Source organism: Candidatus Paceibacterota bacterium (genome assembly GCA_040905715.1).
Lineage (GTDB): Bacteria > Patescibacteriota > Minisyncoccia > Phycocordibacterales > CSBR16-193 > JBBDHZ01.
The window spans coordinates 466,340-484,358 of sequence record JBBDRA010000003.1 but is presented as its reverse complement, the minus strand read 5'-3'; the positions used below and the strand labels follow the sequence as shown (position 1 = coordinate 484,358).

Here is an 18,019-nt window from a genome sequence, read left to right as displayed (position 1 = left end):
GTTGGTAGCTAGGTAAATGTGGTTTATTTACTCAGTACAAGTGTGTCTAAAAGTTGGTTTATTGCTTTACTGTGATTGCCTCGAGCTTTGTTTTCAATAGCTGCCTGTTCTTTTTTTTGTTCTTCAAGAACCTTTTTCTTGGTTGTCTCCGCTTCTTTTTCTACTGTGGCAAGGGCGTCATCATATTCTCGGGCAAGTTCTTCGCGGTATTTCTCTAGTTCCTCACGGGCTTTTGCGTGCGCTCGCTCAAGTTTCTGGCCTCGTTCGTGTCGTGCCTTTTCAAGAAGCTGTTTCGCTTCCTGCTCGGTGTTTAAAATTGTTTGTATCGTTTCCATGATCGAAATAAAGTTGACTACATAATATACTTCTGGCTAATCGCCACGTTCCATGATCATCTCCTTGATCTTCATGCTTGAGATCACGGCATCCCGTTGCTGTTCTTCAAGCCGGCTATTGATGTAGCGGATCGTGGTATTCAGGTTCGGGATCATAACGTTCTCAAGAGCATTTGTGCGTCGGCGGGTCTTCTCGATCTCGTCGGCTAAGTTTTCTATTGTTTTCTCTAACTCCGCAAGCTTGACCAGGTTCGGGAAGATGGTATCGATCTTGTTGATAGCGGTATCGATGTCACCATTTGTCTCAAGAAATCCGTACGAAAAGCCGTTACCTTCCTTCTGGATAGAAAAACGGGGGATACGTACCGCCATGACCGATTCGGTCGCGACCTCCAGGGAGACATTTGCTGCAGGGACCATAAAAGCGACATCGATAACTTTTTTGTTGATCATTGATGATCCACGAACGTAGGTGTGCAAGGCCTCGCCGAGCTCTTGATCGACCTGACTGCGAAGTTCACGTGTTTCTTTGATGATCTGCATGAACTTCTGGATAAGGCCGTCGCGCTTGTCTTTCAGAAGTTTATGACCTTTTTTAGCGGTTTTTAACCGCTTCTTAAGGGCAAGGAGATTAACACGTGTGGGATTAACTTTCAGCATAGGTTAGCGGTGTGCTATGAACTTTTTATCTCAAATTTTTCTTTAGGGAGATACTTTTCTACGGTATCCGGTTTTACGCGCTTGAGTGAGTCGCGTGGGACGAGCGTTAAGAGTTTCCAGCCTAGATCAAGTGAGTCGACAACGTCTCGGTCTTCAAACTCGCCTTGGTTAATAAATTCCTTTTCAAACGCCTCGGCAAACTTGAGATGTGCTTGGTCGCTTTCAGAGAGGGAACTTTCACCGAGCACTACGGCAAGTTCGCGTGCTTCACGTCCGGTCGCGTAGGACGCAAATAGCTGGTCCTTCACATCCTTGTGCTCTTCGCGTGTTTTACCTTCACCTACACCGGCTGACCAGAGTCGTGAGAGCGAGTCCTGCACATCAACCGGCGGGAAGATACCTTTAGCACTAAGTTCCCGCGAGATAATGAATTGTCCCTCAGTAATGTAGCCGGTAAGGTCGGGAATTGGATGAGTCTTATCGTCATCCGGCATCGAGAGGATCGGTATCTGGGTGATAGAACCTTCTTTACCTTTAACTCGACCTGCTCGCTCGTAGAGACCGGCAAGGTCAGTGTACATATAACCCGGATACCCACGTCGCCCCGGGATCTCTTTGCGGGCGCTGGATACCTCACGAAGCGCGTCACAGTAGTTTGTCATGTCGGTTAAAATGACCAGTACGTGCATACCGTGCTCAAAGGCAAGATACTCAGCAGTGGTCAGTGCGATGCGCGGAGTTGAGATGCGCTCAACTACCGGGTCGGCAGCTGTGTTCAGAAGAAGAACACTTCGCTCGATCGCGCCGGTCTCTTCAAATTCTTGGCGGAAATAGTCAGCTTCTTCAAAGGTCACACCCATGGTTCCGAAGACAATAGCGAAGTCCTCTCCCGTAGTCACTTTCGCCTGTCGAGCAATTTGAGCGGCAAGCTTGCCGTGCGGTAGTCCGGAAGCGGAGAAGATCGGAAGCTTCTGTCCACGAACAAGTGTGTTCATTACGTCGATCGAGGAGATACCGGTCTGGATGAAGTCGTCCGGGAATTGTCGGCTCCATGGATTGATAGGAGACCCTTCGATCGGGCGCTTTGTTTCCGGAATGATGGCCGGACCGTCATCAATAACGTCGCCACCTCCGGAGAAGGTACGGCCGAGCATTGACTTAGACAGACCCATTGTTGCTACTTCGCCGGTGAAGCGTACTTTCGTATCTTCGACCTGCATTCCGTAGTTTGGCTCGAATAGCTGAACGACAGCTTTATCTCGTGAAGCAGTCAGCACTTTTCCTTTTCGTACTTTGCTTTCTCCCGGAACCTGCACCTCAACCAGTTCATCGTATGAAACACCTTCGATATCGATAACGGTAATGAGCGGACCGGCGACGGTATCTACTGTTTTGTATTCTTTGTGTTGTTGCTGCGGCATAGATTTCTAGTTAGGCGGTTATGTTAGCCGGTACGCTGATAAGGTTTTGGATCTCTCGTTCAGCTTGCTCACGGAATTGTTCAAATAACTCAGGTTTATCAACGTCATAATTTTTAAGATTGGCTAGTTCTTTTACGACCGGAAGTTGAGCGAATGATTCAAATTCAAATTCCTCAGCACTCGAAGCGTCTTTTGCATTTTGATATACCGATACTATTGATTTTAGTATTTCGTATTGTTTTTGTAGTGGAGTGTATGCATCGTATTCGTCAAAAGCGTTTTGGAAAAGGAAGTCTTCCCGGATCGATCGAGCGATCTCAAGGATGATCTTTTCGCCGTCAGCAAGTGCCTCCATGCCGACAAGACGAACGATCTCGTTCAAACGATCCTCTTCTGATAGAAGCGTCATGACATCTTCACGGATCTGCTCGAAATCCTCTCCGACATTTTCTTTCCAGAAAGCTCGGAAGTTGTCGACATATAGACTGTACGAGTTGAGCCAGTTAATGGTCGGGAAGTGTTTCTTGTAGGCAAGTGCTGCGTCGAGACCCCAGAATGTTTTGGTAACACGAAGTGTTGCCTGTGAGACCGGCTCGGAGAGGTCTCCTCCCGGAGGTGATACGGCGCCAATGATAGTAAGTGCGCCGGTGCGGTCGTCTGAGCCGAGGCACTCAACATACCCCGCACGCTCATAGAAAGCGGAGGTTTTTGATGCAAGATAGGCCGGATATCCTTCTTCACCCGGCATTTCTTCGAGGCGTCCGGAGATCTCACGCATTGCTTCCGCCCAACGGGATGTTGAATCGGCCATAAGCGCAACGGAGTATCCCATGTCACGATAGTATTCAGCGATGGTAACGCCGGTGTAAATAGATGCTTCACGAGCTGCTACCGGCATGTTCGATGTGTTGGCGATAAGAACAGTGCGCTTAATAAGCGGTTCACCGGTGTTCGGGTCGAGAAGCTCAGGGAATTCATTGAGCACTTCGGTCATCTCGTTACCGCGCTCTCCGCATCCAATGTAGACGATAACCTGTGCGTCACAGTACTTGGCCAGTGATTGCTGGATAACGGTCTTGCCGGATCCGAACGGCCCAGGAACAGCGCCGGCACCTCCTTTGGCAATGGGGAAGAGGCTGTCGACGGATCGGATACCGGTCGCCAGTGGGGTGTTCGGAAAAAGCTTACCTTTTTTTCCGCGTGGTGTGCGGATCGGCCAACGCTGAAGCATCTGTATTTCCTTTGTTGTGCCGTCCTTTGTTTTGATAACGGCAACCGTATCGGTGACCGTGTATGAGCCGCTTTTAACAGATTCAACGATACCGTCGCATTCTGGTGGCACCATGATCTTGTGGGTGATAAGTGAGGTTTCTTCAACCGTTCCGAGAATGTCACCGGTCACTACCGTGTCACCGGTTTTTGCAAGTGCTTGAAAATCCCACTTTTTCTCTCGGTCGATACCGTCGGCCTTAACACCGCGCTGAATGTAAAAACTGTCAGACTTTTCCTCGATAAGTTTTAGTGGGCGCTGGATACCGTCGTAAATTGATTCGAGGAGCCCAGGAGCGAGTTCCGCTGACATGGTCTCGCCGGTTCGGGTAACAATATCGCCCGGCGTGAGGCCGGACGTATCTTCGTATACCTGAATGGAGGCTACGTCACCGTTAAGCTCAATAACCTCACCCATGAGTTTTTCGCCGGAAACAAAGACAACTTCATACATTTTTGCCTGTCCCATACCGCTCGCCTTGATCAAAAGACCGCTGATGCTTTCGATCACTCCTTGCTCTGATTTTGTCTGTGTTGTGGTGTCGTCTGTTGTCATAAAATGAAAATAAAACGCTGTAGTAAAGAGCCTTTGAACAAGCTTTAAGGGATTAATTCTTTGCTCGTCTCCTTGGCTCGAAAATGATACTGCAGTACAAAGATCTTCTCTTTGCTGAGGTGCCCCTATTATACACATTCGAGCCCTGTGTCAAAGGTTATCAACACTATTAGTGGTTTCCTCCTGTGGTATCAATCGAATCTTGCTTAAAAGCATCGTAATAGCAGTACGGTAGCTCTCTCGCATAACTGTGCCTGGTACGATATAATATATACATAATGGGATCTGATCTTACCAGTGTGATCGCGGAATACGCGACATCTCCCGGCGGACTCTGGGCATTGTTCGGGCTTGTTCTTGGGCTTATTGCCACGGTAAGTTTTATTCTTCACTACCATTGGCGGTACTATGGGGTGAATAGAACGGTTATCGTTCGTGCCCAGTTCATCTATTTCGTCGGTGTGGCGATTATTCTTAGTGTGACGTTTCTTTCATTAACTCTGTATTTCTTGTTATGAGTTTTTACCTGCAAATATGATATTAGAAAAAGGAGAGCACGTTCTGTTTGAGGTTCGCAAACATTGGTTTGTGTATGTTGCCAAAGTATGGGCGCTGCCACTGGTGGCACTTGTGCCACCGACTGCTTTGCTCGGGTTACTTGCAGCTGATATTGAGCTGCCGATCGCTGTCGAGTTATCTCATATTGCTCTCGGATCTTTTCTGTACAGCATATGGTTGCTTCTGCTTTGGGTTCTCGCCTTTATTTTGTGGACGGATTATTATCTTGACGAATGGGTTGTGACACCACAGCGCATTATTGATATTGAACAACATGGGTTGTTTCACCGAGATATCGCTAGTTTGCGATTCGATCGAATTCAAGATATAAGCTCAGAAGTTCCCGGTTTTATAGCGACCATGTTTAATTTTGGCCAGTTGCGCGTGCAGAGCGCCGGCGAAGAGCGGGAGGTTGTTCTCGCGGGAGCACGTGATCCTTTTGAAGCTCGCGAGAAATTGAACGAGCAACTTAAGAAGGTTAGAGAGATGCCGCAGAAGGTGGTGATGGCTGAAGAACCGAATGGCCCTGCTGCATAAGGTTCCGGAAAATAGCGCTAAAGAATAAAAAAGCCTCAACCGATGCGTCGGTTGAGGCTGTGAATATGTTCATGAGGTGTTAGAGAGCGCGCGGTCCCTCGATCTCAAAATTGTACTTCTTCAGAATGTTGATGACTGCCTCCGTGCTAAGTCCGGTGATACTGAACCATTGTTCACCGTTCACCGTCATAATGTGAAGATTTGTTTGCCGCTCACTCTCGATGGTCTGAATTGCGGCCTTGAGTCCAACATACGTTACGTTCCTGCTCGTGGGGTGGGGAATGATGCGGGCGTTGTCGAGCTCGCAGAGTTCATTGTAAACTTCCTGAAATCCCTCTACGATGTGTACATCAGTGGCGTTTGTCACGGTATCTCCTTAGTTGTTGTAGGCAGAATGAGTGTTGTATGGGCAACGAGGACAACTGGGTACATAGCTTTGCATAATCCTTGTTCTTTTTCAAGAATTTTGGATTTGGTATACTGATGCAATGGCATATAAAACAACAACCGATCATGATGAGATCCGCTCGTGGATCGAGGGGCATGGTGGAGAGCCGGCGGTTATATCCGGTACAACAACCGAGAACAATTCCGGAACGCTGCGTTTTGATTTTAGCGGTGATCCAGGCTACCGCCGAATTACCTGGGAGGAGTTTTTTGATCAGTTCGAAAGCGGCAACCTTGCTTTCGAGTATAACGATAATGGTATAGATGGCTCGCCAGAAGAGAATTTTAAACTAGTCGATCGCGATAAAACCCCGGGTCAGCCGGAAGACATGAGCGAATTGCCGGACGCTGGCGATCAGGAGGCTGCACAAGAGAACATGTACGGAAGCTCACCGGAGGGCCATGAGCCGGAAAGCGATGAGGAGAAGGGAAATGAATTGTTACGCTAGAGCTTGCTTAAGTAGTCGGCAAAGTAAACAGAACAAAAGCGCCAGTGGCGCTTTTGTTCTGTTCGTGCTGTGCTTTGGAAGATTAGGGGGGTTAGCAGGGAGACGAGCAAGAGAATTATTTTTTTGTTCCTTTGATCTTGCTCAGGATCTTCTGTGCGGTAGCAGTGATAGGTTTGATCACTCCAGAGGAGTTCTTTTTCTGTATTCGTTCCAGTAGTTTGAACGGGTGGTGTTCATAAAAGTTTCCTTCGATCGCGATCTGTTGCTTGCGGGCAAGTTTGGGAGGCAAGACCTCGCTGATCCTGTTTTTCATATGAGACGGGTAAAAAATGTAGAGAGAATCAAGAGCGTAGTGGCGGGAGACGTTTTTTAGTTCTTCCTCAAGTTCTTTGAGGAATTGACGAACTGCGTCGTCGCTGAGATCAGTTGGTTCATACGGTGAGCCGGCCCGAGTTACTTTGCCGTGGGCGCGTGTTTCAAAGTGGCCGTGCAGGTCGGTGTATTTTGGCTTGTCTACCTTGAATGATTCAACCGCGTTCACTTCACCGTTTTGAGCAATATAAAAGACCGCGTCTTGTTTGCCGGTAACCACAAGGAGCGCGGTCTCGTTCTCAAATTGAGGAAGTTTTTCGGTGATCTTCATAGGCCTAAAAGGTTATGTATGTTTCTATTATATCATAGACACGTGACCTGCCCGATTCTTTCGGATATGATGGTTAGAGTTATCCGTCAAACCAGAAAAGCCGGTCGCGTACGCGACCGGCTTTTCTCTATAAACTGGAACCTTAAACCTGATCAATTACTGTACGTTGGCTTCGGTCTCCACTTCTACACCGGCTCCCGCGCCGTCTGTTTCAGCATTAATTTCTGTGTCAGTCTCTACATCAGCTGAGGAATCGTTATCATCAGAGCTCGTAGCTGACTCACCTCCAAGGTCAACGTTGATAGAGCCGTCTTCGTTTAGCTCAATTGCCTGGTCGGCATCGAGTGAGAAGTTCGCTTGGCTGTTTCCAGCGAGATCCACGCCGAAGGTAACATCTGCGTCCACAGACCCACCAGTAATAGTGAGCATGTTTTCGCTAGTAACTTCTACGTTTGAATTGCTTCGCGTCTCCATCTGAATAACCGGAGCGAAAACAAAGCTGCTGTCTGCTGCGACGTGGATAGATCGGTCTGCTTCAACATCGAGCAGTACGCTTGATGTTGCACCGGTCGTTACGTTTACTGTTCCATCAAGAGTAACGTGGTTTGAAGGAAGCGTTGCCTCGGTCGTTTCGCCGTCCTCGGTTGTAACTTCTACGCTAGCAATAGTGACTCGTACTCGGTCGTACGCACCCTCATTAACATCTGCCTGAGCCCATAGCTGGTTTTGGCCTGATGCGTTAAGTTCAAGGAGGTTAAAACTTTCCTGCTCGCTTGAAGCGGTCATCCAGCCTTCGGTTTGGCTGTGAAGCTCAACGCGCTCGGTTGTCATGGTGATCTCGCTAATGTTGCCCATGTCAGCAGCGGCATCAGTTATACCGAAGTATACCTGGCCACTTGCTTTTGGCTCCTCTCCCGCGCCGAACAAGAGTATTCCGGCGAGGAAAACAATTGCAAGAATGGCGATGATAGTGATGGCTTTATTCATAAGAAATTCGTATTAAGGTAATTAATGTTTGTTTACTAACGTACTAACCTCATCCACGTAAGCAGTGGGAGGGCGTAGCTTTGGGCATTATACGCCTTCAGTATGCGTTGTCGAGCTGTGTAGTATCAACGTCCTTCTTTTTGCGACGGATCTCGTGGGTCATCTTTTCGTGAAATAATTGCCTTTTGTGAGACCTGGTCAAGGTACAGGTACAGGATATACGGAGCGATGCAGATAAAGACAAGTAGCAGCCACGGCGCTAGATCTTCAAATGTGTCGCTCCAGATCGATCCGACTCCGAGTCCGAGCGAAATAAGAGCGGTCTCATATAGTGCTAGTTGCCACCAGCGAAAGGTGAATGATCTAAAAATAGTATTCATATATTACATTGTATCAGTTGTTTTGCTCCTTTTTTAATACACGTTCGAATTAGGAGTGCCGGGAGACATGTTTGTTTGTCGCTCGGGCAACTCGGTCAAGCATTACTGCCAGCAGTACGACACTTATGCCACTCACAATACTTTGGCCTATCTGTGACTGGGTGAGAGATGCGTACACGACCTCTCCGAGCCCAGGCACTCCGACCACTGAAGCTGCGACGATCATCGAGAGGGAGAGCAGGGTGGTCTGATGTACGCCAGCCATGATCGATGGTAAGGCAAGCGGAAGCTCTATTTTTCTTAGTGACTGAAAGGGGGTAGCGCCAAAAGCTCGGCTGACTTCAAGGTATTCATCCGGGATCTGTTTGATTCCGAGGGCGGTGAGGTGTACAGCCGGAGGTATTGAGAAGATAAAGGTCGCTACGATGCCGGGTATGATTCCGATCGAGAAGAAGAGTATTGCCGGTATCAGGTATATGAACAGCGGTACGATCTGCATAAAATCAAGCAGCGGATCGACACTATTTGCTAGCGTGTGCGAGTGGGCTTTGGCGATTCCTAGTGGTATGCCAACGAGAAGGGCGAAGAGGGTTGAGGTAATGACCAGTGATAGGGTGATCATTGTTTCGTCAAAGAGGCCGAAGGAGGTTACAAACAAGAGAGAAATAAGGATGAGTAAGCATAGTCGCCATGTATCGAGAAGGTAGCCGAGAGAGGCAAGCACAGCAATGACGAGTACGGACGGAGCCTGGGTAAAAAAATAGTGAATTGGTGTAAGAAGAGAGGTGATGATAAAGGCTATACTGCTGAATAGTGGGTCAAGATTCGTATTTAGCCAGCCGATCACGGTGTCCGCAGTTTCCTGAAACGGTATGTACGGGATACGAGCAGCAATATCTAAGGATCCAACCAATCCTGCCGTGGCTGCTAAGACCACGACGAGGGCAACGAAAAGGTAGGTGTTTGTTGAGTGGGGCATACTGTTGCGTATAGCTTTTGGGCGATAAAAAATAAAGACTTAGACACTGCTTCTCTGTTGCTTTTTTAGAACAGCAGCGATCTCACTTCGGCTGACTTCGCCCACAAATTGTTCTTCGTCATCCAGCACAGCAATTGGTCGGCCGCCTTCAAGCACATGTGGCAGAACTTCTTTGATCGTTCGGTTCGTGTGCGTGATATCTGAGGCGCGGGTTATATCGGCAAGAGTTGAGCTGGGATCGGTCACGCTCACGGCACGTTCACGGGTTACGATGCCTCGGAAACCTTTACCCGATGTTATTACAAATACGTAATCGGTCTTTGTCTCGTTCATTTTTGCGAGAGCGCTTGCCGGTGTTTTGTTCTCTTGAATAACATGGCGGGGCTGCTGCATAAGGCTTTCGACACGGATAACCGACGGTCTATCGATATCGTTCAAGAATCTTTCTATGTATTCGTCTGCGGGGTCGAGTAAGATCTCCTCAGGTGATCCGACCTGGATCAGTTCGCCTTCGCTGTTGATGATGCCGATGCGGTCGGCAATACGGACAGCTTCATTGAGGTCGTCGGTAGCAAAAAGGACTGTTTTACCTATTTTAGAATGAAGTTTTAAAAACTCGTCTTGCAGGCCGTTTCGAGTGAGGGGATCGAGTGCTGAGAAGGGCTCGTCCATAAGGAGTACCTCAGGATTGACGGCTAACGCTCGAGCGAGACCAACACGTTGCTGTATGTCACCGGAGAGTTCGCCGGTGAGTCTGTTTGACCACTGATTGAGTCCAACCATATCTATAACGTGTTGTCCCTTTTCAACACGTTCCTTTTTTGGGACTCCTTGGACCTCCAGGCCGAAGATAACGTTCTCAAACACACTTCGGTGAGGGAAGAGAGAAACGTGTTGAAAGACCATTCCAAAAGTAGTTTGGCGGAACTGACGTATCTTATCTTGAGAGAGTTGGGTAATGTCTACGTTATTGATCAGAATCGAGCCGTGGGTTATCTCTTGGAGCCGGCTGATACAGCGAAGTAACGTAGATTTGCCGGAGTCGGTCGGTCCTGTGATAGCGAATATCTCACCCTCTTTTACATCAAAGTTGATGTCTTGGAGTGCGACCACTTGCCCGATCTGCGTCGCGGTCTCTTTTTTTGAGACGAGGTCTTTAGGAAGTTCGTCGACGGTGTTTGGCTTCTTTTCAAAGATCTTATAGAGATGTTCAATCTGAATTTTTGGAGTGTTGCTCATAACGGTTCCATCATATGGGGGATAATAGGGGAACGCAAGTCCTCATACCCATATAGTAAAATAACCCGCTAGAGTAGAGAAAGCGGGTTATTGTAGGTACAAACGTTAGCTAGAGGATTTTTGTTAGCTCCGTATTTTTTGTTTTTTCAGCTTTTCGAGTTCGCGACCGCTCTTGAGGCCCTTTTTGTGTTTGCGGAGGGTCTTGTCTTTTTTTCGTTGTGATTTATTGTTCGGCATAGATATATAGTATATAGCACATTTTATGAGGCTGTTCAAGGTCCCTAATTTCGTTCGGGAATACCATCACAGGTATATGCGCAAACGCTGGCACACATCTCGGCCTCCGGCTCGCACACGCTTCCGCATTCACTGAATTCACCGCCTCTCTCGCTGCAATCTTCGATCAGCGGCTGGGTATCAACACCAAGATCGATCGTGTATACAACTTTATCAGAGAACTCATCTTGTATCGGGATAGAAGTGTTGGTCTGGGAAAGTACGGCGTAGCCAATGCCTCCCGCAACAAGAAGGGCTACTGCGATGATGATCGGTGTTCGTAACATAGATGTAATAGTGGTTTTTAAGTAACTCCCATTAGTATAGCGCATTCTGCAAATGGAAGGAATAGCCTTGCCATGCAGTACTTTCCACAGCTTTTCCGTTTCGTCTATTGTCTTTTGTAACTATACCTTCTATAATCAAACTAGTGTACCTGGGGCGTGTCCGCTTAGCGGTGCTTCCGGATACGCCTCAATTATAATTTTAAGTCAACTTTATGCCAGAAGATTTTAACCAACAGCCGCAGAACGACATGGGTTCAACACAAGAACCACAAGGTGGCGATAGCAAAAGCTCTACAAACACAATTTTGATCGTAGTAGTCGTTATCATTATTATTGTACTCGGTATTATCTTGTTTGCTGGAGGAGGTGAAGACACAACGTTGCCGGATGGTGATGTTGATGAGCAGCTTGAAGAAGGAAACGATGATACTATGGACGAAACTAATGATGTTGAGGACGAGGATGATGATGGCGCCTCAGCAGGTGCTGAAGTAGAGGTAGAGTAGTAAACCTTTGTTTTGATCTCAGTCTTAAACCCGCTTGGCTCAGGCTAGGCGGGTTTAAGTTGTGTATATGTTTTAAATTTGGGCGAGGTTATCTAACGGAAGCTTAGTTGAGGTCTAAATTGAGAATATGACCATGAGGGCCGCTGAGTTATCCCGAAGTTGTCCCCTGTGTATCCACTGATATAAACAAGATTTCCACAGGATATACACGAAACCGGTGTGACTCGCTTATTGTAATATTCGCCGATAGTGGCATAATACAATATAGGTAATCTTCTCTAAAGAGGAGTTCCAATCATAATAAGACAAAAAAAGGACCCGAGCTGATTCAGCAATTATAATAAAGCTTATAAGTCTGGATCTCCTGGGTACCACTATAAAATGTCGCCTGGAATTCTCCTCTTTGTACCGAGAGGATGCCGCCGCCACCTTTACTGCCTTGCACCCAGAGTGCTGGGCGGTTTTGGGTTTTAGTGGGGTCAAACTTGATATAGTGGATTCATATTGGGAAAGACCCGCTCTCTTCAGAGCGGGTCTTTTTTGTTTAAACTTTTATGTACGGGCTTTTATTTATTTACGGCTGAACAGTCGCTTAATAAAGCTTCGCTTTGGCTCCGGTTTCTTCTGCCAGAGTAAGTAGAGTGCCGCAACGACAGCAATATACCCGCTGATCAAAGTGATGATGTGAAGTGCGTCAAAACGAGTACCGATACCAAAGATGGTGAGAAGATCAGTGATGGCGAAAAGACAGAATCCGGCGGCGAGATAGAGCGTTGTCTTATCTTTACTTGCTCTGTAGGCGAGTGTGCCGAAAACAACAACGGTAAGCGCGAGTATCAGGTTTGTGGATGCGAGCGGGTCAAGGATGAGGTCCATAGATGAAGATTAATGGTTAGTACTATTCCATTCTAAAGGTGAAGTTCCGAATGCGCTACCTGTGGACATAAAGCTTGTTTTCTCTATGTTGCTCGACCATCTTTTTTGTAGGTTTGAATAAAGGAGTGGGAAGGTCATCGATCTCAAACCAGCGCCATTCTGTTATTTCGTCCGGCTCCATCACTGTTGCTTCACCGGTGATGTCCGGGACAAGAAAGCCTATCGTGACGAAGTGAACCTTCTTCTTTTCAAGTTTATCGTCCGCAACACTGATCAGCTGGAGTGACGTTGGGTCTACTTCTAGACCGGTTTCTTCTTTTACCTCGCGCAGTACTGCGTCCGCCAAATTCTCGTTGAACTCAACTGATCCGCCCGGGAAGGTCCAGGAACCTTGACCTTCAAGATCGCTGTCTGCCTTGTCGCGGTCGCTGTGGCGTTTGCCCAGAAGCACTGTGTTGCCCCGCTTGATCATCACTCCCACTCCGACGCCAAATATTCCGTGTTCTGTTTGCATAGGATTATTTTATTGGTTGATTAGGTTTCGCCAAGATTTTAAAATCTTCTGCCAGATCTTTGCGTACTGTTTTATTGTAAACCGTAGCGGTTGGGTGATAAAGCGGTATAACATCAATGTCGCCGTAGGTCATTTGTATCTTGTATTTTTTGCCATGGTTCTGGCTGATCGGTCGGATCATCTCCGGTGTGCCGTATCGCTCAAGAATATAGTTCATCGCAAAGCGTCCGAGTGTGGCGATCACCTTAGGCTGAATGATCTCTATCTGTCGGTCCAGGAAAGGAGCGTAGTCAGCGATCTCTTGAGGGGTCGGGTCGCGGTTATTTGGCGGACGGTCCTTGACGATGCTCGTAATATAAACATCCTCGCGCTGTATTCCGACTGATAGAAAAAGGTGGTCAAGAATCCGTCCGGCGGCTCCGCAAAACGGCCGGCCGGTGATCGCCTCATTCTTGCCCGGTGCTTCGCCGATGAGCATAATATCGGCATCGAGTGCGCCTTCACCGACGACCGGAAGTTTTTCGTTTTTGATGCGCTCTTGGCAAAGAGGAGAACGAGTAAGAGCCTCAACCTCTTTTTTGACCGCTCTCATTTTTTTAGCTCGATCATCCATGTGCAGTATTTAGTATACCGTATCCGGCCTGTCTCTACCTATCGGTAGGTATTCGGTGTGAAGTTAGCGTATTGTTCATACGGCACGTTTTCGGAATGTAACAGGTCGAAGGGCAACATGTAATAAGACAATATGTTGAAGTATTAAAACAAAAGGTTTATACTGTCAACTTCATGAAAAAAGAAAGTATCTATCTAGATAACAATGCTACTACACCGGTTGACTCGGTTGTGATAGAGGCGATGCTTCCGTATTTTACCGAGCGGTATGGCAATCCCTCGAGCTTGCACTCCAAAGGAACGGAGGCTGAGCGAGCGGTGAGCAACGTCAGATATCAGCTGGCAGAGCTGTTGGGTGTTAAAGAGAGTGAGGTCGTATTTACTTCCGGGGCAACTGAGTCGCTCAATACAGCCATTCTGGGTATTGCGCGAGCGAATAAGCGCAAAGGCCGGCACATTGTCACTACGGCAGTAGAGCATGATGCGGTTCTTTCATCGTGCCAGGTTCTTGAAGAAGAAGGCTGGGAAGTGAGTTATCTTAAGACTGATCAGTATGGCATGGTTACACCGGAGCAAGTGAGTGAGGTAGTGCGTGAAGATACCGCGCTTGTTGCGGTAATGCAGGTCAACAATGAACTCGGTACGATCAATCCGGTGAATGATATTGCGTATGCAGTGAAGAAAAAGAAAGATGATGTGTATGTGGTGGTGGATGGGGTTCAAGCGTTTGGTAAGATGTCTGTTGATCTGACGCATATTGATGCATACGCGATCAGTGCGCATAAGTTTCATGGACCGAAAGGTGTCGGTGCGCTGGTCGTAAAAGAAGGAGTAAAACAGCGTATGAAGCCGCTTATTGTTGGGGGAGGACAGGAATTTGGTATTCGTTCAGGTACACAGAATGTTCCGGCTATAGTAGGACTCGGGAAAGCTGTGGAATTGGCGTATAGCAACCTGAGGCAAAATCGGGATCATATTCAGAATTTACGTGAGTATCTGTTGAGCGTGTTCACACAGATCGATGATGTAGTCATTAACTCACCAGAAAGTGGACTGGAGACTACACTGAACGTTTCTTTTTTGGGTGTTTCAGCTGAAACACTACTTCATACGCTTGAAGAGAAAGGGGTGTACTTTTCTACCGGTTCGGCTTGCTCAACAAATAACAAGATTAAGAGTCACGTACTGGAGCATGTTACAGATCGACAAGACGTGAAGAATTCGAGTGTTCGATTCGGATTATCTCGATTGAATACGACGGAAGAAATTGAGAATGCGTCACAGATAGTGAGAGAAGCGGTGGAAGAATTAAGGTCTGCAACGCGGACGGTGTAGTATCCGGTATTCCGTATACGGTATTTATCTTTAATACATAATACTGAATACAGAACATGAATTGCATTTTAGTAAAATACTCGGAAATAGCCCTCAAAGGACGTAATCGGCGTCTTTTTGAGGAGCGGTTAGTCTCTAATATAAAAGCCGTTATTTCTAAGGATACAACGATCAAGAGGGAGCGTGGACGAATTCGGGTCACGCTTGAGAATGACGGAGATCTAAGGCCTGCGCGTGAGGCGCTGTCGCGAGTGTTTGGTATTCATTTGTTTGCTGAGGCAGTGATGGTAGAAAATGATATTGAAGTGATCACGCAAGTGGCGATAGAAAAATTCCGGACTTTAATAAAGGGGAATACAAACTTGAAATTTGCCCTCGTCACAAGGCGAGCCGATAAAGATTTTTCATATAGCTCCCAGCAGATCAATGTGCAGGTGGGTAAGGTGCTTCAGGACGAGATCCCTGGTCTAGGCGTGGATCTTGATGATCCCGATGTTACACTTTTTATAGAAGTGCGTGAGGGTGGAACTTATCTTTATACTGACAAAGACCAGACGTCAGGTCCGGGTGGCTTGCCGGTCGGTATGTCCGGCAGGGGGCTTGCGCTAATGTCCGGCGGTATCGATAGTCCGGTTGCTTGTTGGATAGGGATGAAACGCGGGCTTTCGATGGATGCAGTGTATTTTCACTCCGCGCCGTATACCGGCGAGAAAGCAAAAGAAAAAGCGCTAGATCTTGCTCGCGTGCTCGCTCGCTTCAAAGGGGAGTCAATGACTGTCTACGCCCCGTCGCTTGCAGAGATCCAGAAACAGATAGCCCAGCAGGCGTCGGAAGGGTACTGGACGATCCTTTTTCGTCGGTCCATGCATCGGATCGCTGAGCGGATAGCGCAGGAGAAGCACTACGGACTCTTGGTTACCGGAGACAGCTTGGCGCAAGTTGCAAGCCAGACATCCGAAAATCTTACGGCAGTAGATGCGGTCTCGAGCATGCTGACCATTCGGCCGCTCATTGGATACGATAAGTTTGAGACGATTCAGCTTTCGAAACGTATCGGTACCTATGAGATATCAACGCGACCGTTCGAGGATTGTTGCAGCGTGTTTACGCCGAGCGAACCTAAAACCAAAGCTCGTCTCCGGGATGTGGAGCGAGCCGAGTCAAGGTGTGATCTTGCAGGTCTTGAAGCGCAGGCGTTTGAGCAGATGCAGGTCTTTGAGGTGACACCCGGTGAAGTAAAAAAGTTGTAAGCTGAATTTAATAAAGAAAAAAGTGCATCGCTACGAGCGATGCACTTATTTATTTGTTGCTCTGTGTGGAGCAGGGTATGGAACAGAGAGAATCTACATGATGGTCGGAGGTTCTCTGGGGCCGGTCTGTGCCGCTTTCCGAACTTCATCGTTTCCGTCTTTCTTGAGAATTTCACGAATTTCTTGAGGGCACGAGGCGTTTTCAGCAATCTGCCGTCGAACCGCAGGATGCTTATGGCTAGCTAACTCGCGGAGACGATCACTGTCAGTGCTGTCTCGCGCGTCTGCCATTGACGTCCAGATATCAGCTGTGTCTTGTGCTGCCCGGCGAACATCTTCGTCCGGGTCGAAAAGTAATGCCTCGATAACTTTATCCGGGCAGTCAAGATTACTCGCAACAGTGTGGCGCACTACCTTGTCCTCACTCTTGGCGAGAAACGTAAGAACGGAGGCGTCAGCCTCCTGTGCTGCTTCCCTGGGATTAGGGATATACATGACAACCTCCTTTCTATGTATAAGATAACGTTTTAATACTATTTGTCAATGATTTTTGATAGCTCCAATTTCTTTTCTTCGAGTAGTTTAGGCGTTGCTGCTTCCACTACCATTCGCATGAGTGGCTCTGTGTTTGATGGGCGTACAAGGAACCACCAGTCGGGAAAGTCGACGCGGATTCCATCGAGTTCGGTAAGCTCTCCGTCACTATATGTGTCTTTAAATTGGGTGAGCATGGCGTTCTTGTTCGTGTTCGGCGCAAGCTCGTAATTCATCTCGCCACTGTGGTGGTAGTGTTGAACCGCGTCAATGAGTTCTGAGAGCGGCTTGTTTTCTCTAACCATCATGTTCAACACGAGAATTGCCACGAGGGTTGGTGCCTCAGAGTAGAAGTGGTCCTTAAAGTAGTAGTGACCGGAAAATTCACCTCCAAAGATCGCTTCTTGCTCACGCATTTCTGACTTTATGTTGGCAGTTCCAACCTTGGTAAGGAGCGGGGTGCCGCCATGCTTCGTGATCTCTTCGTTCACTGAACGGGATGAGGGAACATCGTACGCTATAGCTGCTGCGGGGTTCTTAGAAAGAATATGTCGGGCAAGCAGGGCGGTGATCAGATGAGGTTGGATCACGCGGCCTTGTTCGTCTACAAAGCCGATCCGGTCAGCGTCTCCGTCATACGCAATACCTATATCAGCCTCCTGTTTGGTTACCTCTGTTTGCAAGTCTGTCAGGGTTTCCTTGTTGAGCGGGTTGGCTTCGTGATTTGGCATAGTGCCGTCAAGCTTATCGAAAATAGCCGACACACTTAGGGCAGGGGAGAGTTTCTTGAGGATTTCAATATCCAACACCCCCATCATGTTCCCGGGATCCACAACAGCGGTAAGCACGCTACCATCAATGTCCGCGTACTTTGTAATGAAGTCGCTGTAGGAGGTTTTGATGTCGATCGGGTGAACATCTCCTGGGTGCTCTGCAGGAGTGAAAGGACTTTGTTCGGCGATCTCACTGATCTCCGCTAGTCCCGATTCCTTGCCGATCGGTATTGCTCCGGAGCGTACGAACTTCATGCCGTTGTACTCCGGAGGATTGTGAGAGGCGGTGATCATTATTGCGCCATCAACATCAAGCGTGCCGGCAGCGTGGTACACCATTGGTGTAGTAGCCTCTCCAATGTCGATCACGTTAGCGCCTTGCTCAGTGATACCGGCAATAAGCGCAGTGTGAAAAGCCGGACTAGAGGTGCGGCAATCACGTCCAACGGCAACGGTCTTTGCGCCGAGATACTTCACAAAGGCGCCGCCTAAAATACGGACATGCTCTTCATTGATCTGATCAGGATAAACACCTCGGACGTCGTAGGACTTTATAATGTCGCTAAAGTTCATAAGGGTAAAAGTTACGTGTATAA

Annotated in this window: 22 protein-coding genes; 6 read left to right on the top strand and 16 right to left on the bottom strand. The window is 47.8% G+C overall.

The annotated features are described in order from the left end of the window. Positions 1-23 precede the first annotated feature (23 nt). The 4 genes from WD312_03610 to WD312_03595 are packed head-to-tail and all read right to left on the bottom strand — an operon-like array spanning position 24 to position 4,241. Entirely contained in the window at positions 24-335 is a 312-nt protein-coding gene (locus tag WD312_03610) for a hypothetical protein (protein ID MEX2564175.1), read from the bottom strand. Between the two features lie 36 nt (positions 336-371). Beyond that, positions 372-995 (bottom strand): V-type ATP synthase subunit D, encoded by a 624-nt coding sequence (locus tag WD312_03605; protein MEX2564174.1) that lies wholly within the window; start codon positions 993-995, stop codon positions 372-374. A gap of 14 nt (positions 996-1,009) precedes the next feature. Next, positions 1,010-2,416 (bottom strand): V-type ATP synthase subunit B, encoded by a 1,407-nt coding sequence (locus WD312_03600; protein MEX2564173.1) that lies wholly within the window; start codon positions 2,414-2,416, stop codon positions 1,010-1,012. A 10-nt stretch (positions 2,417-2,426) separates the two neighbouring features. Further along, positions 2,427-4,241 (bottom strand): V-type ATP synthase subunit A, encoded by a 1,815-nt coding sequence (locus tag WD312_03595; GenBank protein ID MEX2564172.1) that lies wholly within the window; start codon positions 4,239-4,241, stop codon positions 2,427-2,429. A 278-nt stretch (positions 4,242-4,519) separates the two neighbouring features. On the opposite strand from WD312_03595, the gene WD312_03590 reads away from it, so the two are divergent. Next, positions 4,520-4,759 (top strand): hypothetical protein, encoded by a 240-nt coding sequence (locus tag WD312_03590; protein MEX2564171.1) that lies wholly within the window; start codon positions 4,520-4,522, stop codon positions 4,757-4,759. A 16-nt stretch (positions 4,760-4,775) separates the two neighbouring features. Continuing rightward, positions 4,776-5,336, top strand: a complete 561-nt coding sequence (locus WD312_03585; GenBank protein ID MEX2564170.1) for a PH domain-containing protein — start codon at positions 4,776-4,778, stop codon at positions 5,334-5,336. 79 nt (positions 5,337-5,415) lie between these two features. Here WD312_03585 and WD312_03580 read toward each other — a convergent pair whose 3' ends face one another. Then, complete coding sequence (locus tag WD312_03580; GenBank protein ID MEX2564169.1) at positions 5,416-5,703, bottom strand: hypothetical protein; 288 nt, start codon at positions 5,701-5,703, stop codon at positions 5,416-5,418. A gap of 121 nt (positions 5,704-5,824) precedes the next feature. Between WD312_03580 and WD312_03575 the strand changes: the two genes are divergently transcribed. Beyond that, positions 5,825-6,232 carry a hypothetical protein gene (locus WD312_03575; GenBank protein ID MEX2564168.1) on the top strand — a complete coding sequence of 136 codons (408 nt, stop codon included), beginning with the start codon at positions 5,825-5,827 and terminating at the stop codon, positions 6,230-6,232. A 115-nt stretch (positions 6,233-6,347) separates the two neighbouring features. Here WD312_03575 and WD312_03570 read toward each other — a convergent pair whose 3' ends face one another. The 6 genes from WD312_03570 to WD312_03545 all read right to left on the bottom strand — a co-directional run bounded on the left by WD312_03570 (position 6,348) and on the right by WD312_03545 (position 11,023). Continuing rightward, positions 6,348-6,875: a host attachment protein gene (locus WD312_03570; protein ID MEX2564167.1), complete on the bottom strand. Its 528-nt coding sequence runs from the start codon at positions 6,873-6,875 to the stop codon at positions 6,348-6,350. Positions 6,876-7,031: 156 nt separating this feature from the next. Next, entirely contained in the window at positions 7,032-7,862 is an 831-nt protein-coding gene (locus WD312_03565) for a DUF4382 domain-containing protein (protein MEX2564166.1), read from the bottom strand. A gap of 125 nt (positions 7,863-7,987) precedes the next feature. Beyond that, complete coding sequence (locus WD312_03560) at positions 7,988-8,242, bottom strand: hypothetical protein (GenBank protein MEX2564165.1); 255 nt, start codon at positions 8,240-8,242, stop codon at positions 7,988-7,990. A 49-nt stretch (positions 8,243-8,291) separates the two neighbouring features. Next, complete coding sequence (locus WD312_03555) at positions 8,292-9,221, bottom strand: ABC transporter permease subunit (GenBank protein MEX2564164.1); 930 nt, start codon at positions 9,219-9,221, stop codon at positions 8,292-8,294. A gap of 39 nt (positions 9,222-9,260) precedes the next feature. Next, complete coding sequence (locus WD312_03550) at positions 9,261-10,460, bottom strand: betaine/proline/choline family ABC transporter ATP-binding protein (protein ID MEX2564163.1); 1,200 nt, start codon at positions 10,458-10,460, stop codon at positions 9,261-9,263. A 281-nt stretch (positions 10,461-10,741) separates the two neighbouring features. Continuing rightward, positions 10,742-11,023, bottom strand: coding sequence for a hypothetical protein (locus WD312_03545; GenBank protein ID MEX2564162.1), 282 nt, complete (start codon positions 11,021-11,023; stop codon positions 10,742-10,744). Between the two features lie 212 nt (positions 11,024-11,235). Between WD312_03545 and WD312_03540 the strand changes: the two genes are divergently transcribed. Continuing rightward, entirely contained in the window at positions 11,236-11,529 is a 294-nt protein-coding gene (locus tag WD312_03540; protein MEX2564161.1) for a hypothetical protein, read from the top strand. Between the two features lie 570 nt (positions 11,530-12,099). Here the strand turns inward: WD312_03540 and WD312_03535 are convergent. The 3 genes from WD312_03535 to WD312_03525 are packed head-to-tail and all read right to left on the bottom strand — an operon-like array spanning position 12,100 to position 13,532. Further along, a complete protein-coding gene (locus WD312_03535; protein ID MEX2564160.1) occupies positions 12,100-12,405 on the bottom strand; it encodes a hypothetical protein in 306 nt (101 codons plus the stop codon). A 55-nt stretch (positions 12,406-12,460) separates the two neighbouring features. Continuing rightward, positions 12,461-12,919 carry an NUDIX domain-containing protein gene (locus WD312_03530; protein ID MEX2564159.1) on the bottom strand — a complete coding sequence of 153 codons (459 nt, stop codon included), beginning with the start codon at positions 12,917-12,919 and terminating at the stop codon, positions 12,461-12,463. Positions 12,920-12,923: 4 nt separating this feature from the next. After that, positions 12,924-13,532 (bottom strand): uracil-DNA glycosylase, encoded by a 609-nt coding sequence (locus WD312_03525; protein MEX2564158.1) that lies wholly within the window; start codon positions 13,530-13,532, stop codon positions 12,924-12,926. 173 nt (positions 13,533-13,705) lie between these two features. Here WD312_03525 and WD312_03520 point away from each other — a divergent pair, with 173 nt between their 5' ends. Both WD312_03520 and thiI read left to right on the top strand, forming a co-directional pair. After that, entirely contained in the window at positions 13,706-14,866 is a 1,161-nt protein-coding gene (locus WD312_03520; GenBank protein ID MEX2564157.1) for a cysteine desulfurase family protein, read from the top strand. A 56-nt stretch (positions 14,867-14,922) separates the two neighbouring features. Then, complete coding sequence (thiI, locus tag WD312_03515; protein MEX2564156.1) at positions 14,923-16,116, top strand: tRNA uracil 4-sulfurtransferase ThiI; 1,194 nt, start codon at positions 14,923-14,925, stop codon at positions 16,114-16,116. Positions 16,117-16,209: 93 nt separating this feature from the next. On the opposite strand, the gene WD312_03510 is transcribed toward thiI, so the two are convergent. Together WD312_03510 and WD312_03505 are read right to left on the bottom strand one after the other, a co-directional pair. After that, positions 16,210-16,611 (bottom strand): HEAT repeat domain-containing protein, encoded by a 402-nt coding sequence (locus tag WD312_03510; protein MEX2564155.1) that lies wholly within the window; start codon positions 16,609-16,611, stop codon positions 16,210-16,212. Positions 16,612-16,649: 38 nt separating this feature from the next. Continuing rightward, on the bottom strand, positions 16,650-17,996 hold the full coding sequence (locus tag WD312_03505) for a phosphomannomutase/phosphoglucomutase (GenBank protein ID MEX2564154.1): 1,347 nt from the start codon (positions 17,994-17,996) through the stop codon (positions 16,650-16,652). Positions 17,997-18,019: the final 23 nt, after the last annotated feature.

Bases quoted from the DNA above. Each gene is read 5' to 3' on its own strand.
- WD312_03525 (MEX2564158.1), bottom strand. From the start codon at position 13,532: ATGGATGATCGAGCTAAAAAAATGAGAGCGGTCAAAAAAGAGGTTGAG.
- WD312_03555 (MEX2564164.1), bottom strand. From the start codon at position 9,221: ATGCCCCACTCAACAAACACCTACCTTTTCGTTGCCCTCGTCGTGGTC.
- WD312_03595 (MEX2564172.1), bottom strand. From the start codon at position 4,241: ATGACAACAGACGACACCACAACACAGACAAAATCAGAGCAAGGAGTG.
- thiI (MEX2564156.1), top strand. From the start codon at position 14,923: ATGAATTGCATTTTAGTAAAATACTCGGAAATAGCCCTCAAAGGACGT.
- WD312_03530 (MEX2564159.1), bottom strand. From the start codon at position 12,919: ATGCAAACAGAACACGGAATATTTGGCGTCGGAGTGGGAGTGATGATC.
- WD312_03545 (MEX2564162.1), bottom strand. From the start codon at position 11,023: ATGTTACGAACACCGATCATCATCGCAGTAGCCCTTCTTGTTGCGGGA.
- WD312_03540 (MEX2564161.1), top strand. From the start codon at position 11,236: ATGCCAGAAGATTTTAACCAACAGCCGCAGAACGACATGGGTTCAACA.
- WD312_03535 (MEX2564160.1), bottom strand. From the start codon at position 12,405: ATGGACCTCATCCTTGACCCGCTCGCATCCACAAACCTGATACTCGCG.
- WD312_03505 (MEX2564154.1), bottom strand. From the start codon at position 17,996: ATGAACTTTAGCGACATTATAAAGTCCTACGACGTCCGAGGTGTTTAT.
- WD312_03550 (MEX2564163.1), bottom strand. From the start codon at position 10,460: ATGAGCAACACTCCAAAAATTCAGATTGAACATCTCTATAAGATCTTT.
- WD312_03560 (MEX2564165.1), bottom strand. From the start codon at position 8,242: ATGAATACTATTTTTAGATCATTCACCTTTCGCTGGTGGCAACTAGCA.
- WD312_03520 (MEX2564157.1), top strand. From the start codon at position 13,706: ATGAAAAAAGAAAGTATCTATCTAGATAACAATGCTACTACACCGGTT.
- WD312_03570 (MEX2564167.1), bottom strand. From the start codon at position 6,875: ATGAAGATCACCGAAAAACTTCCTCAATTTGAGAACGAGACCGCGCTC.
- WD312_03565 (MEX2564166.1), bottom strand. From the start codon at position 7,862: ATGAATAAAGCCATCACTATCATCGCCATTCTTGCAATTGTTTTCCTC.
- WD312_03510 (MEX2564155.1), bottom strand. From the start codon at position 16,611: ATGTATATCCCTAATCCCAGGGAAGCAGCACAGGAGGCTGACGCCTCC.
- WD312_03575 (MEX2564168.1), top strand. From the start codon at position 5,825: ATGGCATATAAAACAACAACCGATCATGATGAGATCCGCTCGTGGATC.
- WD312_03610 (MEX2564175.1), bottom strand. From the start codon at position 335: ATGGAAACGATACAAACAATTTTAAACACCGAGCAGGAAGCGAAACAG.
- WD312_03605 (MEX2564174.1), bottom strand. From the start codon at position 995: ATGCTGAAAGTTAATCCCACACGTGTTAATCTCCTTGCCCTTAAGAAG.
- WD312_03590 (MEX2564171.1), top strand. From the start codon at position 4,520: ATGGGATCTGATCTTACCAGTGTGATCGCGGAATACGCGACATCTCCC.
- WD312_03585 (MEX2564170.1), top strand. From the start codon at position 4,776: ATGATATTAGAAAAAGGAGAGCACGTTCTGTTTGAGGTTCGCAAACAT.
- WD312_03600 (MEX2564173.1), bottom strand. From the start codon at position 2,416: ATGCCGCAGCAACAACACAAAGAATACAAAACAGTAGATACCGTCGCC.